Raw genomic sequence first — 16,641 nt, forward strand, 5'->3', positions numbered from 1 at the left:
CAGGCTGCCTCTTATCGAGGCAAATTTCTTTTTAATTCAACCACTTACCATCCACACCGAACGTACGCCGGCTTTGCGGGGGCAAAAGGGAGGTCATTGTACACACCGTCACTGGGCCTCACAAATTTGACGACGAAATGTCGCAAATTCATGTCGCATTTGTGAAAGGTTTAAAGCGATCTGCTGTGCTAGTCAAAACTTTTTTTAATCTTGACCGCAACGACTCAAAGACTACTGTGACGCAGACACCACAAGGCACGCGGTCTGTAGAGACGGCGCGCTTGTAGAAATTTTGAGGTGCTTGGAGAGGCGGCCTGGGTAAGGCCGCCGAATCTTCAGCGAGTTGTTGCCAGTTCCTGTTGGACGCTGGCGACAGTGCGAGGCCAAGGTTTACCAGCCTGAACCTTCGCTGGCAAGGCCTTGATGGCGGAAACGGCTGCATCACGATTGGCGAAACTGCCGTAGGTGATCACATAGAGCGGCTTGCCGTTGAGGACTTTCTTGAAGTAGCGGTACTCGCCGCCCTGCTCCTTGACGAAGTTTTGCGCGGCCGCTTCAGAGCTGGTGCCGAGGATCTGCACCACGTAGTTGCCCGGAGCCTGACCTGCGTACCAGGTGCCGCCCGCGGCCTTGGCCACGGCGGCAGGTTTCTCGACTGGCTTCTCGACCGGCTTGGCCGCTGGTGCGGCTTTAGCCACGGGCGCGGGTGCAGGCTTGGCCGCTGGAACCGGCGCTGGCTTGGCGGTAGCGACTTGAGTCGGAGCAGGCGTCGGCTTGGCTGCGGGTGTCGGTGCAGGACCGGCAGGCACGCCCACAGGCGGCGCAGTCGTGGTCACGGTCGGCGGCGTGGCGCTGGAGCCTTCGACCGGCACGCCATCATCTCCCTCGGAAATGCCACCCGCAGCTTCGGCCAGCGGACCACGCATGACCGGTTGCGAATTACCGACCAACGGCAACGGCATCGGCTGCGTATTGCCGGCGAATTCGACAGACGGCGCACCACCATTGGCTTGCGGTTGGCCCTGGCCAAGTGGCAGTTGCGCCTGTTCGTTGGCAGGCGCACCCGTGGTCGGCGCTTTGTTGCGACCCGGCATCAACCAGGCGGCGGCCACCGCGACCACAACGACGGCGGAAATCGCCAATACGTGTTTCTTCGGCATATTGAACCCCATACTTGGACGCTTGACCGCTGTGCGGCTGGCAATCATGGCTTCGATCATGGCATCGCGGGCGACCTGATTGATGTTGCCAGGCCAACCGTCGGAGCTTTCATGAATATCAGAGATCTGATCCGCGGTAAAAAGTTCGATACCCCGGCCAGCGCCTTCGAGGCGCTGGTCCAGGTATTCGCGAGTTTCCTCTACGGTATAAGGCTGCAGCTCGATGACGTGGAAACGCTCTTCCTCCAGGCTCAACTGCTCCAGCTGAGCGATCAGCGAGGACTCACCGAACAGGAACACGTGCGGACGGCCTTCCGGCGCGCCGGCGGCCAGGGCCATCAAGGCTTCGAGCGCGGACTCGTCGAGTTGCTCGGCGTCATCCACCAGCAGATAGACTTCCTGACCGGTCAGCGCCAGTTGCACCACCTGCGCCAGAATCGCGCCGATCTCGGCCTGGGCAACGTCCAGCGCCTGGGCAACCTGCCGCAGGATGCCAGCCGAATCGCCTGCGCCACGGGCGGAAACCACCACGCTTTGCACGGACTGTTTGTTGGTGCTGGCCACCAGGGCCTGGCGCAACAGCGTCTTGCCGCTGCCTTGGGGCCCTGTAACGACCAACAGCAACTGGCTGTAACGCGCCAGGTGGTGCAGCTGTCCCAGCACCGGTTTGCGCTGGGCCGGGAAAAACTTGAAGCCAGGCACCCGTGGAGCAAAAGGGTCATGACTCAACTGGTAATGGCCGAGGAAAGCCTCGTCCGCATGCAAACTAGTCATCGCGATCTTATTAACCTTTAAGCTGAGCCAGGGCGCGGTAATCCGCTCCCAGCGTGGCCTGTAAAACCTCTTTCGGATAATCGTCGGTCACCACTGCCTCGCCCATTTGGCGCAGCAGCACCAGGCGCAAACGACCGTCGATCACTTTTTTATCAATTGCCATATGTTCGAGAAAATCGGCTTCCGTCATCTCCTCGGGCGGAATGACCGGCAGCCCGGCGCGCTGGAACAGACGAATGCCGCGATCACGGTCCTGTTCGCTGATCCAGCCCAGGCGGGCGGACATTTCCAGCGCCATTACGGTGCCAGCAGCGACGGCCTCACCATGAAGCCAGACACCATACCCCATGTGGGTTTCGATGGCGTGACCGAAGGTGTGGCCCAGGTTCAAGGTGGCACGAACACCGGTTTCCTTTTCGTCGGCGCCGACCACCGCTGCCTTGGCCGCGCAGGAGCGTTCGATGGCGTAGGTCAGGGCTTGCTGATCCAGATTACGCAGGCGATCGACGTTGTCTTCGAGCCAGGTCAGGAACGGCTCATCACAGATCAGCCCGTATTTGATGACCTCAGCCAGACCGGCGGACAGTTCGCGGGCCGGCAGGGTATTGAGGGAGGCCGTGTCGATCAGCACCACATTCGGCTGATAGAAGGCACCCACCATGTTCTTGCCCAGCGGGTGGTTGATCCCGGTCTTGCCGCCCACCGAGGAGTCCACTTGCGACAGCAGTGTGGTCGGAACCTGAATGAAATCGACGCCGCGCTGATAGCAGGCGGCAGCAAAACCGGCCATGTCACCGATCACACCGCCACCCAGGGCGATCACCGTGGTACGGCGGTCGTGCCGTGCGGTCAGCAGGCCATCGAAGATCAGTTGCAGGGTTTCCCAGGTTTTGAAGGCTTCGCCGTCGGGCAACACGACGGAAATCACCGAGAACTGCGCGAGGCTGCGAGTCAGACGTTCAAGATAGAGCGGCGCGACCGTTTCATTGGAGATGATTGCCACTTGCCGTCCGCGAATATGCGGGATCAGCAGCTCAGGCTGATCCAACAAACCTTCGCCAATATGAATCGGGTAGCTGCGCTCGCCTAGATCGACCTTGAGTGTCTGCATGTGTCCCCACAGTGAAGATGGAATCAGGCGTTCCGCCTTGAGTTAACGAATGTCCACGGCCTTTGCTGTTATTGACGCCGCTGGGTCGCCGTTCGCCACAACCTTGAGCGGTTGCGGCAGGACGCCGAGGATAGCGCATTTCGCGCCGCGCATTAACGGGGAGGCAGCTGCTGCAAGCGTTCCAGGATATCGAGCACGACCATGCGTGGCGGCCGCTCATCGGTTTCCACCACCAGATCAGCGATTTCCCGATACAGCGGATCGCGGATCGCCAGCAGATCCCGAAGGGTCTTGGCCGGATCGGCGGTGCGCAACAAGGGCCGATTGCGGTCGCGGGACGTACGGCCGACCTGCTGCTCGACAGAGGCATGCAGATAAACCACCCGCCCACCGGCGTGCAGGGCCCGACGATTGGCTTCGCGCATTACTGCACCGCCGCCGGTCGCCAGCACCACACCATCGTAATCGCACAGCTCGGCAATCATTGCCTCCTCGCGGTCACGAAAGCCCGGTTCGCCTTCTTTATCGAAGATCCATGGGATATTGGCGCCCGTGCGTAATTCAATTTCCTTATCGGAATCTTTGAATGGCAAGCGCAGCTCTTTGGCCAGCAACCGGCCGATGGTGCTTTTTCCAGCGCCCATCGGTCCTACAAGAATCAAATTTCGCACAGAATCAACGACTCACAGCAATCGCCTGGTTATTCATGATACGCGGAGTGAGAAACACCAACAGCTCGGATTTTTTCTCCGAAACCACGTCACGCCGGAAAAGGCGGCCAAGATACGGCACATCGCCAAGAAATGGCACCTTATCTACAACCTTGCTTTGAGTATTTGAGAAAACACCGCCAATGACGATGGTCTCTCCATCGTTGACCAGGACCTTGGCATTGACCTCGTTTTTCTTGATGGGCGGCACATCCTGGACCTTGTTCAGGTAGTCCGGTTCGTCCTTGGTGACCTTGACCTCCATGATGATCCGGTTGTCCGGAGTAATCTGTGGCGTCACTTCCAGCGACAGCGATGCTTCCTTGAAGGACACCGAAGTCGCGCCGCTGGAACTGGCTTCCTGATAGGGAATCTCGGTGCCCTTGAGGATCTTGGCGGTTTCCTTGTCGGACGTGACGACCTTAGGTTGCGAGACGATTTCCCCGTTTCCGGTCTTCTCCATGGCCGTCAGCTCAAGGTCCAGCAAGACGTTATCGGTGATGAACGCAATGCCGATCCCCGAGGTGTTGTTCGCCGCCCCTAAATCGACGAACGGTGAATTGGTGCTGGTGCTGCCCGGCGTGCCAATGGTCGAGGAGCCGTTGGCGCCGTTGCTGACCCCGGATGTATTCCAGTTGCCCCTGTTCTGGACGGAACCGCCCCAGCGCACGCCCAGGCTTTTGTCGTAATCGACGTTGGCTTCGACGATTCGCGCTTCGATCATGACCTGACGCACCGGAATATCCAGCTGGGCAACGATTCGCCGCAGTTCGTCGAGTCGATCCTGGGTCTGGTAGGCAATGATGTTGTTGGTACGCTCATCGACGGTAATAGAGCCCCGTTCGTCGACTTTCGCCTCGGCACTGGTCACCGACTGGAAGAGTTTGGCGATATCCGCCGCCTTGGCGTAATTGACCTGCAACAGTTCCCGCCGTAGCGGTGCCAGATCGGCGATCTGTTTTTGCGATTCCAGCTCCTGACGTTCCCGGGCGGCAATTTCGTCGGCCGGCGCCACCAGCAGGACGTTACCGATCTTGCGCTTGTCCAGCCCCTTGGTTTTCAGCACCAGATCCAGCGCCTGATCCCAAGGTACGTTCTGCAGGCGCAAGGTAATGCCGCCCTGCACGGTGTCGCTAGCGACCAGATTGAGATTGGTGAAATCAGCGATCAGTTGCAGCACCGAGCGCACGTCGATGTCCTGAAAATTCAAAGAAAGTTTTTCGCCGCTGTAGGCATGGCGGTCGGCATCCCGCTTTTGCAGGTCGTCGGCGGTCACCGGACGGACGCTGACGGTCAGTTTGTTTTCGGTCTGATAGGTTGAGTAGTCGAAGGCGCCGCCGCCGGGCTCGATCGTGATGGTGGCCCGATCACCCGTGGCGCTGGCGTTGACGAACTGTACCGGCGTGGCGAAATCCTTCACATCCAGACGCACGCGCAAGGGGTCGGGCAATTGGGTCCTGGCAAACCCGACGATGATCTTGCCGTCGCGCTCCTGAATGTCCGGCGCAATCGACGGATCCGACAGATCGATCAGCACATTGCCTTCGCCCTGGGTACCCCGCTGGAAATCCACACCGCGAATAGCCTTGCTCGATGGCATTGGGGGGCGCGCCGGGGCCGGCGTTGCGATGGTGGGAGATGTGGTCGCCGCGATTTTGCCGCCCTGCCCGACCACCACGAACAGGTTGTTGCCCTCGACTCGCGTGCTGTAGGGGGCTGATTGGGTCAAATTGATGATCAGACGCGTACGATCCTCGACTTCCACCACTGTCGCGCTTCGGGCATTGCCAGCGCCCAGGTCACGGGTTTTGTTCGCCAATTGACTGACGACACCCGGCAGATCCAGTGCGATCCGCGCCGGTGATGCTGTGGTGTAACCCTGAGGGGCCGGTGGCGGCTCGTCGAATGCCAGCTTCAACTCGACGCGGTCTCCCGGCAGCGCCGCAACATCCAGCGCCTTGAGGCTGGCCGCTTGTGCCATCGGCGACAACAACGCTATCCATAGCGTCATTCCGAGGGCTGAGAAAGTCCTGTTCATTTTTCCAGTTCCACTATGAGTGCTCTTTCAGAGGGAGGGTCCGCGGCCGTTCCAGCCAGGCACCTTCGCCGTCGGGGACGATTTCGACCACATCCACTTGTGAGCCGCTGATGGCGACGATCCGCCCGTCATTACGCCCCAGGTAATCACCGACTTTCAGCCTGTGCACCCCGCCAGCCCCGCGCAGCAATGCAAAGGAGCCCGCCGCATTGGAGATCGTGCCGACCATTTCAAACTGCTCGATGTTGAACCCCTCAAGGTATTGCTTGATTCGGTCGGGGTCGGGCTCGACGTTGCTTGAGCCGTGTTTCTGACCGGACAGGTCGATTCTGACCTGGGGTGAAAACGGGCTGCGCAGGTTGGCTGCGTTGTAAGTGAATGTCGGGTAAGACCGGATTGTGGGCGTTGGTTCAATCTTGTCTGGTGCGCGCAGGCGCATTTCGTCCAGGTAGGCATCCAGGTCGCCGAAGTCATCGCCACCGCCACAGCCGGCAAGGACGACGAGCGACACGACCATCGATAAACAACGAATCGGGCTCATTGATGCGCCCCCTGATCGTTGTAGCGATAGGTCTTGGCAAGGATGCTCATGCGCAGCTTCGGGCCGCCGTCGGGTTTGGCCGGTGCCAGGTCGAAATCATGCAGGGTAACGATGCGCGGCAACCCGGCCACACCACTGACGAACGTGGCCAGGTCGTGATAGGTACCGGTCACGGTGATCTGGATCGGCAGTTCGATGTAGAACGGCCGGGTCACCTCCGGCAGCAGCTTGATCTCTTCAAACTCCAACCCGCTACCCAGACCTGTGCGAGTGATGTCCTCCAGCAAGCCGGGCACTTCGGTATCACTGGGCAGTTGCCGCAGCAGCACACCAAAAGAGTTTTCCATCTCTTTCAGTTGCTGGGTATAGCGCGCCAGATTCGCCGCACTGTGCGCCTTGGTGGCGAACTGCTCCTTGAGGGCCGTCTCTTCTTCGCGCTTGAGGTCGAGCTGGCTCTGAACCTCACTTGTGGAAATGCTGTAACCGAGCGCCAGGACCAGAATCATGACCAACACGCCCACAAGAACCTTGATCGCTGGTGGCCATGAACCGATGTTGTGGGTGCCCAGTTCGTGAATATCGATACTGCGCAGCTCTTCCAGCCATCCGGAAGGACTCATTGTTCATCCTCCACGGCGACCGGTTGAGTCTGACGAACGGTCAACTGGAAGACATTGGCCTGATCCAACTGACCCGCAGTGGTCGCTTTGACTTCGGTCAGGCTCGGTGCATCGAACCAGTCCGAAGCGTTCAAGTTGCGCATCAGGTCGGAAACACGATTGTTGGATTCAGCGGCGCCAGAAATCGACAAGGTTTTGCCGACCCTTTTGACTTCGGTGAAATACACCCCGTCAGGCAGGGTCCGCGCCAACTGATCAAAAATTCGCCCACTGATCGGCCGATTGCCTTGCAGGTCCTGGATGATGCGCATGCGCTCGAGCAATTGCTGGCGACGCGCCTTGAGCTCGCCGATCTGTTTGATCCGCTCGTCGACCACGACAATCTGCTGATTGATGTAATTGTTACGGGCGACTTGCCGTTCAATGGCGCCGTTGATGGCTTGATTCGCAACCAGCACCGCACCCGCCGATCCCACCAGCACGCCTGCCAAAATCAATAAAAAACGTTTTCGACGCTCCTCGCGCCGCTCTTCGCGCCAGGGCAAAAGATTGATCCGCGCCATCAGTCGAAGCTCCTGAGGGCCAGCCCGCAGGCAATCATCATGGCCGGCGCGTCGCTGGCCAGGGCGGCGGCGTTGACCTTGGCGCTCAACGTCATTCCGGCAAATGGGTTGGCCACCTGGGTCGGTGTGCCCAAACGCTCCTCGAACAACCGTTCCAGCCCATAGATTGACGCGGAGCCGCCGACCAGCAGGATGTGATCGATAGCGTCGTATTGGCCGCCAGCGAAGAAAAACTGCAATGAACGCGATACCTGTTGCACCAGCGCCTCGCGAAACGGCTGCAACACTGCACTGACGTAATCATCCGGCAAACCACCCTGCTTCTTTGCCAACCCCGCCTGTTCGAGGGTCAGGCCGTAGCGGCGCTGGATGTCCTCCGTCAGCTGCCGGCCACCGAACAGTTGTTCGCGGGTGTAGATGATGCGCCCGTGGTGCAATACGCTCAGGGTGGTCATGGTCGCCCCGATGTCGACCACTGCCACCGGGCCGTCCTTGGGCAGCACCGTTTGATTGGCCAGCAACCCGAATGATCGTTCCAGGGCATGAGCCTCGACGTCGACCACGCGAGCGGTGAGGCCGGCCAGAGCCAGGGCTGCCTCACGGACCTCGACGTTTTCCCTGCGGCAGGCCGCGAGCAGCACATCGACCCGCTCGGGATTGCGCGCTGAAGCGCCCTGTACTTCAAAGTCGATGGCGACTTCGTCCAGCGGATAGGGAATGTACTGATCGGCCTCGATCTTCAACTGGTTTTCCATGTCGTCGTCGCAAAGTCCGGCGTCCATCTCGATGGTCTTGGTGATCACTGCCGAGCCCGCCACCGCCACAGCCACGTTCCTGAGGCGGGTTCTGGCCTTGATCAACACGCGAGAGAGCGCCTGGCCCACAGCATCGAGCTCGGCAATATTTTTTTCGATAACGGCGTTGGCGGGCAGCGGTTCGACCGCATAGGCCTCGACCCGATAACGGGCGCCCTGGCGGCTCAGCGCCAGAAGCTTCACCGAAGTGGAGCTGATGTCGATACCCAAAAGCGTATCGGCCTTTTTGTTGAAGAGTCCTGGCACTGGCAATTCCCTATGACTATCCGTGAGTTACGGACTCTGCTTTATGTTTTGCGTTCCATCCGCCCGTCTTGACATCAGCGCAAATGACGCTTCTGGCGGAAAAATGCTTATAATGCCCAGCGTTTTTTTCCGCTTTTCTCAAGCGCGGGTCGTTCGCCTTTAGCCTGAACCCTGATGCCTAATTCATTCTTTGCCCTGGATATCCAAAAGCCTTGATTCGTCTGCTGAAATTTTTCGGTTGGTCCATCGTCGCGGTTTTCTGCGGACTGCTTCTGGGTCTGAGCGGGGCGTTTCTCTACCTTAGCCCCGGATTGCCGTCCGTAGAGGCGTTGCGAAGCATCCAGTTGCAGATCCCTTTGCGGGTCTATAGCAGCGACAACAAGTTGATCGCAGAATTCGGCGAAATGCGCCGTACACCGATCCGTTTCGCCGACATTCCCCCCAACTTCATTAATGCGTTACTAAGTGCTGAAGACGATAACTTCGCCAATCACTACGGCGTCGACCCCAGCAGCCTGATGCGTGCCGCCACCCAATTGGTGAAAAGCGGGCACATCCAGTCCGGCGGCAGCACCATCACCATGCAGGTGGCGAAGAACTTCTTCCTGACCAGCGAACGCAGCTTCTCGCGCAAGACCACTGAAATCCTCCTGGCCTTGCAGATCGAACGGCAACTGACCAAGGACGAGATCCTCGAGCTGTACGTCAACAAGATCTATCTGGGCAACCGCGCCTACGGTATCGAGGCGGCGGCGCAGGTCTATTACGGCAAATCGATTCGTGACGTCAGCCTCGCGCAGATGGCGATGATCGCCGGCCTGCCCAAAGCCCCGTCGCGCTTCAACCCGCTGGCCAACCCGGCCCGCAGCAAAGAGCGTCGCGACTGGATCCTGGGGCGCATGTACAAGCTCGGCAAAATCAGCGAGGCCGACTACACCACCGCGATCAACGAACCGCTGAACGCCAGCTATCACGTCCCGACGCCGGAAGTGAATGCGCCGTACATTGCCGAGATGGCCCGTGCCGAAATGGTCGGCCGTTATGGCAGCGACGCCTACACCGAAGGTTTCCGCGTGACCACCACCGTGCCGAGCAATCTGCAGGAAATGGCCAACACCGCGGTCCATGAAGGCCTGATGACCTATGACCAGCGCCACGGCTATCGCGGCCCTGAGTCGCGCCTGCCGGGCAAGACCCGCGAGGCCTGGGCGACCGAGCTGACCAAGCAGCGCACCATTAGCAGCCTTGAACCGGCCATCGTCACTCAGGTCGAGAAGAACGGCCTGCAGGTGCTGACCCGCAATGGCGACGAGCACGTCAGCTGGGACAGCATGAAATGGGCGCGTCCGTTCCTGAACACCAACAGCATGGGCGCTAATCCGAAGCAGCCGTCCGACGTGGCCCAGGTCGGGGACCTGATTCGCGTGCAACGTCAGGCGGACAATTCGTTGAAGTTCAGCCAGATCCCGCAGGCCCAGGGCGCGCTGGTTTCACTTGATCCGCAAAACGGCGCGATCCGCGCGCTGGTCGGTGGCTTCGCCTTCGAGCAGAGCAACTACAACCGCGCCTTGCAGGCCAAACGCCAGCCGGGCTCGAGCTTCAAGCCTTTCGTCTACGCCGCTGCGCTGGATAACGGCTACACCGCCGCCAGCCTGGTGAACGACGCACCGATCGTGTTCGTCGATGAGTACCTGGACAAGGTCTGGCGTCCGAAAAACGACACCAACACTTTCCTCGGCCCGATCCGCTTGCGCGAAGCGCTGTACAAGTCGCGTAACCTGGTGTCGATCCGCCTGCTGCAGGCGATGGGCGTTGGCAAAACCATCGACTACATCACCCGCTTTGGCTTCAACAAGCAGGATCTGCCGCCCAACCTGTCCCTGGCCCTGGGCACCGCGACCCTGACGCCAATGGAGATCGCCACCGGCTGGAGCACCTTCGCCAACGGCGGCTACAAGATCACCCCTTACATCATCGACAAGATCGAAAGCCGCAACGGCGACACGCTGTTCGTCGCCAACCCGGCAAGCGTGCCGAAAGGCGGCGCCGCCAACGACGGCATCGCCGCACCGTCCGCCCAGGCCTTCACGGTCAACGCAATGCCGGGTGAAGCGCCAACTACCCAACCGGCGCCACAGGCACCGGCCGTGGCTGAGCGCATCGTCGATGGCCGTACCACTTACATCCTCAACAGCATGCTTGAAGATGTGATCAAACTCGGCACCGGCCGCCGTGCACTGGCCTTGGGTCGCCCTGACATCGCCGGCAAGACCGGGACCACCAACGAGTCCAAGGACGCCTGGTTCTCCGGTTACAACGCCGATTACGTGACCACCGTCTGGACCGGCTTCGATCAGCCGGAAAGCCTGGGGCGCAAGGAGTTCGGCGGCACCGTCGCGCTGCCGATCTGGATGACCTACATGGGCGCCGCGCTTAAAGGCCTGCCACCACACACCCAACCGGAGCCGGAAGGCATCCTGAGCTTGCGCGTCGACCCGGTCAGTGGCCGTGCGGCAAGCCCAGGCACGCCTGGAGCCTACTTCGAACTGTTCAAGGCCGAAGACACGCCACCGTCGGCCAGCGAACTGGGCAACGGCAATGCGCCGGGCAGCCCGCTGCCAGCGGATGAATCGGCGCCGATCGACCTGTTCTAGAGAAGCAGCCCGTAGGAGCGAGCCTGCTCGCGATGGTCGTCAACAATGACGCGGGTAGTCTGAATACCCGCGTTGTCTGACTATTTTTCGCGAGCAGGCTCGCTCCTACAGGGTTTGGCAGCACACACAACTGCGCCATCGACCCTCCAGACAACAAAAAAAGCCCCGACTCTCACGAGCCGGGGCTTTCTTTTGAAGCGCTACAACGGCTTAGCCGTTGAACACGTCATCCACGCTTTTGAGCGGGTAGTTCTTCGGATACGGCAGGGTCGCCACACCGGTCTCGATTGCGGCCTTGGCCACAGCGTCGGAGATCAGGGTGATCAGGCGCTTGTCCATTGGCTTCGGAATGATGTACTCACGACCGAATTCCAGCGGCGCACCACCGTAGGCATCACACACGTCCTGAGGTACTGGCAGCTTGGCCAGTTCACGCAGGGCGTTGGCCGCAGCCACTTTCATTTCCTCGTTGATGCGCTTGGCGCGAACGTCCAGGGCACCACGGAAGATGAACGGGAAGCCCAGTACGTTGTTGACCTGGTTCGGGTAGTCGGAACGACCGGTGGCCATGATCACGTCGTTACGGGTCGCGTGTGCCAGTTCCGGGGAGATTTCCGGATCAGGGTTCGAGCAAGCGAACACGATCGGGTTGGCCGCCATGGATTTCAGGCCTTCAGCGCTCAGCAGGTTCGGACCGGACAAGCCGACGAACACGTCTGCACCTTCCAGAGCGTCTGCCAGGGTACGTTTGTCGGTCGCGTGGGCGAAGACAGCCTTGTACTGGTTCAGGTCGTCACGGCCGGAGTGGATCACGCCGGTACGGTCAACCATGAAGATGTTTTCGATGTTCGCGCCCATGCTGACCAGCAGCTTCATGCAGGAGATCGCGGCAGCGCCGGCGCCCAGGCAAACGATCTTGGCTTCCGGCAGGGTTTTACCGGCGATTTCCAGGGCGTTGATCATGCCAGCGGCGGTCACGATAGCGGTACCGTGCTGGTCATCGTGGAATACCGGGATGTCGCACTGCTCGATCAGAGCACGTTCGATCTCAAAGCACTCAGGCGCCTTGATGTCTTCCAGGTTGATGCCACCGAAGGTGATGGAGATGCGCTTGACGGTGTCGATGAAGGCTTGCGGGCTTTCGGAGTCGACTTCGATGTCGAAAACGTCGATGCCGGCAAAGCGCTTGAACAGCACGCCCTTGCCTTCCATGACTGGCTTAGAGGCCAATGGGCCGAGGTTACCCAGACCCAGAATCGCGGTGCCATCGGAAATGACTGCAACCAGGTTGCCTTTGCCGGTGTATTTGTAGGCCAGTTCAGGGTCGCGAGCGATTTCGCGTACTGGTTCGGCTACGCCGGGGCTGTAGGCCAGCGACAGGTCGCGGGCGGTAGCGGTGGCCTTGGTGAGCTCGACGCTCAGCTTCCCTGGACGAGGATTGGCATGATATTCGAGAGCGGCAGTTTTCAAATCAGACATGGGGGCATTCCGCTTTTACTGTTGGACAGACTGGTCAGCGAGGATACGCGCCTCGCAAAATCCCCACAAGACTGACCGGTCACCCCTGTCAAGCACCCTGACCTACGACTTTGGGCCAAGAGCCGCGGAACACAAGGGATAGACTGTTCACAATCGACATAAAAAATGTCTACAATTTTTTATCAGTGCGCGACCTGAAGCATCGCCGGATCGGTCAACGGCAACATCCAGCGCGCCTGCCCCTCCTTGAGACCGCCCTTGCGCGAACGATCCAGCACCCAGCCGCGAGCCTCGACTTGCTTGCCTTTGAGGCCATCAAGCGTGGCAGCGGGGAATCTGTCCAGCACATTGGGTGCAACGCGCAATACAACCGAATCCTGCAACTCGATCCAAACCCCGCCGCGATTGCGCTGAACCTTGCTCACACGACCGCTGAGCACGGCAAACCCGGAGGTATTGATCTGCTCCGCCTTTAGTACAGGTGACTGTCGCCACACACCAAGACCGGCCTGTCGGGCGCTGCGTTCTGCCGCTTGCTGACAGTCGACCAAATCGACATTGGGTGCGACTGCCACTTGAAAGCCGAGTCCTTCGGCGAGCATCTGCGCTTCGAGGTTGGCACCCTCGGCACCGTAGACATGGGCCAGGGTACGGCCGTAGTGATCCTTGCCTTCCTTGCCGGGAAGCAATCCGACCCGTCCGCCGCTCGCGGCCACCAAGGCTTCGAGACGCTTTCGCGCCGCCACGGCAAATGGTTCGTGGGACCGGCCTTTCTTGCCCAGCTCCGGCGTATTCAAGCCGATCATGCGCACACTGCGACCATCCGCGAGGCGCAGCGTGTCACCGTCCACTACCCGCTGCACCGCGACCGATGCCAGACCACTCGGTGCCGGGCAGAAGGCCTGGGCGCCGGAGAGCCAAATCGCGGACACAAAAAAGGCGCCCGCAAGGGACGCCTTTTTCATCAGCATGGAAAAACCGAAACGGCCTCCCAAGTTGATCGGCCTTAGGCCTTTTTCGCGCCGAAAGCACCGAAACGGTCTGCGAAACGCTGAACGCGGCCGCCAGTGTCCAGAGTCTTTTGCTTACCGGTGTAGAACGGGTGGCATTCGTTGCAAACGTCGATCGCCAGGGCTTTGCCGTAGGTCGAACGGGTTTCGAACTTGTTGCCGCAGCTGCAGGTAACAGCAACTGCTGGGTATTCTGGATGGATATCAGCTTTCATGATGTGTTCCTCGGGCTAGCGTGCCGCCACCCAACACTATTGTTGAATACCGCACGTAATTAGGCCGCGGATTCTACCAGACAATGCCAATCACGCAAGCTGTCCCTGAGACCGACCGTCTGCTAGGCTCCCGAGCCAATACGCGATCCCCGGTGGGAGCGAGTCTGCTCGCGATAGCGGTGTACCAGTCGCGATGAATGCTGACTGACACGCCGTCATCGCGAGCAGGCTCGCTCCCACACGTTATGCGCCTAGCCCTTTTGTTGCCTGTCTATCGAGACTCCCCGCGTGCCCGACGCCATCCTGCGCCTCGCTTTGCCTTCGCCGCTGCGCCGCCTGTTCGACTACCGAGCTCCGGCCGGGGTCCTGCGCGCCCAGTTGCATCCCGGCATGCGCCTGCGGGTGCCGTTCGGCCGGCGGGAGATGATCGGGATTCTGGTGGAGGTCACCGACACCAGCGAAGTCCCGGCGGAAAAACTCAAGCCCGCGCTGGCATTGCTCGATGCCACGCCGCCGCTGCCACCCGCCCTGTTCAAGCTATGCCTGTGGACTTCCCAGTATTACCAGCACAGTCTCGGCGACACCTTGAGCTGGGCGCTGCCGGTGCTGCTGCGTCAGGGCGAACTGGCCGAGGCGCGCCAGGAGCGTTTCTGGTCCGCTGCCCCCGGCGCCAGCCTCGATGACCCGCGGATCGCCCGCGCCCCGCGCCAACGTGAAGCACTGGCGACGCTGGCCCAGCACCCCCACGGCGTCGCACATCAATTGCTGAGCAAACTGATGCTGAGCAAGGACAGCCTCGACCTGTTGCTGGCTAAAGACCTGGTGCAGGTAGAGATACGCAAGCACGCTCCCGGCGCACGCCACGAACACTGGCTGGCGCAGCCTGAACTGCCGCTCAATCCGGAGCAGCGCGCCGCTTATGAAGCGATTCGCGCCGGATTCGACAGTTATCACGCGTTCCTGCTGGCCGGCGTCACCGGCAGTGGCAAGACCGAAGTCTATTTGCAACTGATCCGCGAAACCCTGGAGGCCGGTAAACAAGCGCTGGTGCTGATCCCGGAAATCAACCTCGGCCCGCAGACCCTGGCGCGCTTCGAACAGCGCTTCAATGCGCGCATCGCCCTGATCCACTCGGCCGTCAACGATCGTGAACGCCTCGATGCCTGGCTCGCCGCCCGCGACGGCGAAGCCGATATCATTATTGGCACCCGCTCGGCACTGTTCACGCCGATGAAGAATCCCGGCCTGATCATCATCGATGAAGAACACGACGGCTCGTATAAACAGCAGGAAGGCCTGCGCTACCACGCCCGCGACCTGGCCCTGGTGCGCGCCCGCCAGGAAAACATCCCGATCGTGCTCGGCTCCGCTACACCCTCGCTGGAAAGCCTGCACAACGCCTACACCGGACGCTACGGCCTCCTGCGCCTGAATGAGCGCGCCGGTGGCGCCAAGCAGCCACGCTTTCTGCGCCTTGACGTAAAAAGTCGCCCACTGGACAGCGGCATTTCCGGGCCGATGCAACAAGCCATCGGTCAGACGCTGGCTGCTGGCCAACAAGTATTGGTGTTCCTCAATCGCCGCGGCTTCGCACCGACCCTGCTCTGTCACGATTGCGGCTGGATGTCCGAATGCCAGCGCTGCGATGCGCGGATGACCGTGCACCAGCGCCACGGCGAGTTGCGCTGCCACCATTGCGGCTACGTCGAGCGAGTGCCGCGCCAGTGCCCGAAATGCAACAAGGTCGATTTGCGTCCGGTGGGGGCAGGTACCGAACGGGCCGAAGAGCGACTGGGCATTTTGTTCCCCGACTACCCGGTTTTGCGGGTGGACCGCGACAGCACTTCGCGCAAAGACGCCATGAATCAGTTGTTCGCGACCATCCAGAAAGGCCAGCCCTGCATCCTGGTGGGCACACAAATGCTTGCCAAAGGGCATCACTTTCCACGGGTGACCCTGGTGTCGATTCTCGACGCCGATGGCGGGCTGTTTTCCGGTGACTTCCGTGCCAGCGAGCGCATGGCACAGCTGATTGTCCAGGTCGCCGGGCGTGCCGGGCGTGCCGAAGAGCCGGGCAAGGTGATCATCCAGACGCATTTGGCCGATCACCCGCTGCTGGTGCAATTGACCGAGCAAGGTTATTTCGCCTTTGCCGAGCAAGCCTTGAGTGAACGCCGCGCGGCAGGCCTGCCGCCCTTTGCGCACCTGGCACTGCTGCGAGCCGAAGCGCACAAGCCGGGACAGGCCGAAGGATTTCTCGACGAGGCGTGCAGCGAGGCCGAACGCCTGCTGGCCGAACAGGGTTTGACCGGCATCGAATTGCTGGGGCCGGTACCGGCACCGATGGAACGCCGCGCCGGACGCTATCGTGCACAGCTATTGTTGCAAGCCACCGCGCGGGGGCCGCTGCATCGCTTGCTTGCCAGTTGGTTGCTGGTGCTGGAGCAGATGCCGAGCGGGCGGGCGGTGCGCTGGTCGCTGGATGTGGATCCGGTCGATTTGTATTGATTTGGGTACCGCCATCGCGAGCACGCTCGCTCCCGCAGTGGTTCCAGGGTGGAACTACAACCTGTATCCACCCCAAAACCTGTGGGAGCTTACTCGCGATGGGGCCTTAATTGTCACCACACATCCACATCCTGCCTGCTAAGGTTGGCAAGCCCGTCTTCGCCACGGATAATGCCCAGTTTTTCCACCAGCGCACG

General features: G+C 60.5%; 13 protein-coding genes. 2 read left to right on the forward strand and 11 right to left on the reverse strand.

Features of this window, described 5'->3' with window-relative positions:
- Positions 1–335: 335 nt before the first annotated feature.
- The 8 genes from BLV61_RS13340 to BLV61_RS13375 form a co-directional block, all read right to left on the reverse strand.
- Entirely contained in the window at positions 336–1,934 is a 1,599-nt protein-coding gene (locus BLV61_RS13340; RefSeq protein WP_090465623.1) for an AAA family ATPase, read from the reverse strand.
- Between the two features lie 10 nt (positions 1,935–1,944).
- Positions 1,945–3,045, reverse strand: coding sequence for a 3-dehydroquinate synthase (aroB, locus tag BLV61_RS13345; protein ID WP_090465626.1), 1,101 nt, complete (start codon positions 3,043–3,045; stop codon positions 1,945–1,947).
- A 152-nt stretch (positions 3,046–3,197) separates the two neighbouring features.
- Positions 3,198–3,716: a shikimate kinase AroK gene (gene aroK / locus BLV61_RS13350; protein ID WP_047536474.1), complete on the reverse strand. Its 519-nt coding sequence runs from the start codon at positions 3,714–3,716 to the stop codon at positions 3,198–3,200.
- Positions 3,717–3,720: 4 nt separating this feature from the next.
- Positions 3,721–5,793, reverse strand: coding sequence for a type IV pilus secretin PilQ (locus BLV61_RS13355; protein WP_090465629.1), 2,073 nt, complete (start codon positions 5,791–5,793; stop codon positions 3,721–3,723).
- Positions 5,794–5,806: 13 nt separating this feature from the next.
- Positions 5,807–6,334: a pilus assembly protein PilP gene (locus tag BLV61_RS13360; protein ID WP_090465631.1), complete on the reverse strand. Its 528-nt coding sequence runs from the start codon at positions 6,332–6,334 to the stop codon at positions 5,807–5,809.
- Positions 6,331–6,954 carry a type IV pilus inner membrane component PilO gene (locus BLV61_RS13365; protein WP_090465634.1) on the reverse strand — a complete coding sequence of 208 codons (624 nt, stop codon included), beginning with the start codon at positions 6,952–6,954 and terminating at the stop codon, positions 6,331–6,333. Before BLV61_RS13365 ends, BLV61_RS13360 begins: the two co-directional genes overlap by 4 nt.
- On the reverse strand, positions 6,951–7,517 hold the full coding sequence (locus BLV61_RS13370) for a PilN domain-containing protein (RefSeq protein WP_090465636.1): 567 nt from the start codon (positions 7,515–7,517) through the stop codon (positions 6,951–6,953). Before BLV61_RS13370 ends, BLV61_RS13365 begins: the two co-directional genes overlap by 4 nt.
- A complete protein-coding gene (locus BLV61_RS13375) occupies positions 7,517–8,578 on the reverse strand; it encodes a pilus assembly protein PilM (protein ID WP_090465639.1) in 1,062 nt (353 codons plus the stop codon). The genes BLV61_RS13370 and BLV61_RS13375 overlap by 1 nt, the downstream gene beginning before the upstream one ends.
- Positions 8,579–8,793: 215 nt before the next feature.
- Between BLV61_RS13375 and BLV61_RS13380 the strand changes: the two genes are divergently transcribed.
- Entirely contained in the window at positions 8,794–11,232 is a 2,439-nt protein-coding gene (locus BLV61_RS13380) for a penicillin-binding protein 1A (RefSeq protein ID WP_425272121.1), read from the forward strand.
- A 210-nt stretch (positions 11,233–11,442) separates the two neighbouring features.
- On the opposite strand, the gene BLV61_RS13385 is transcribed toward BLV61_RS13380, so the two are convergent.
- From BLV61_RS13385 to rpmE, 3 genes are all read right to left on the reverse strand, one after another.
- Entirely contained in the window at positions 11,443–12,711 is a 1,269-nt protein-coding gene (locus BLV61_RS13385) for a malic enzyme-like NAD(P)-binding protein (RefSeq protein ID WP_047536459.1), read from the reverse strand.
- A 182-nt stretch (positions 12,712–12,893) separates the two neighbouring features.
- A complete protein-coding gene (locus BLV61_RS13390; protein WP_090465643.1) occupies positions 12,894–13,682 on the reverse strand; it encodes a thermonuclease family protein in 789 nt (262 codons plus the stop codon).
- Between the two features lie 35 nt (positions 13,683–13,717).
- The gene (rpmE, locus tag BLV61_RS13395) at positions 13,718–13,936 is read right to left on the reverse strand and encodes a 50S ribosomal protein L31 (RefSeq protein WP_018929146.1); all 219 of its coding nucleotides are present in this window, start codon (positions 13,934–13,936) and stop codon (positions 13,718–13,720) included.
- Between the two features lie 288 nt (positions 13,937–14,224).
- On the opposite strand from rpmE, the gene BLV61_RS13400 reads away from it, so the two are divergent.
- Positions 14,225–16,444: a primosomal protein N' gene (locus tag BLV61_RS13400; RefSeq protein ID WP_090465646.1), complete on the forward strand. Its 2,220-nt coding sequence runs from the start codon at positions 14,225–14,227 to the stop codon at positions 16,442–16,444.
- The last annotated feature ends 197 nt before the right edge of the window (positions 16,445–16,641 follow it).

The sequence above is a fragment of the Pseudomonas mohnii genome, assembly GCF_900105115.1.
GTDB classification, from domain to species: domain Bacteria; phylum Pseudomonadota; class Gammaproteobacteria; order Pseudomonadales; family Pseudomonadaceae; genus Aquipseudomonas; species Aquipseudomonas mohnii.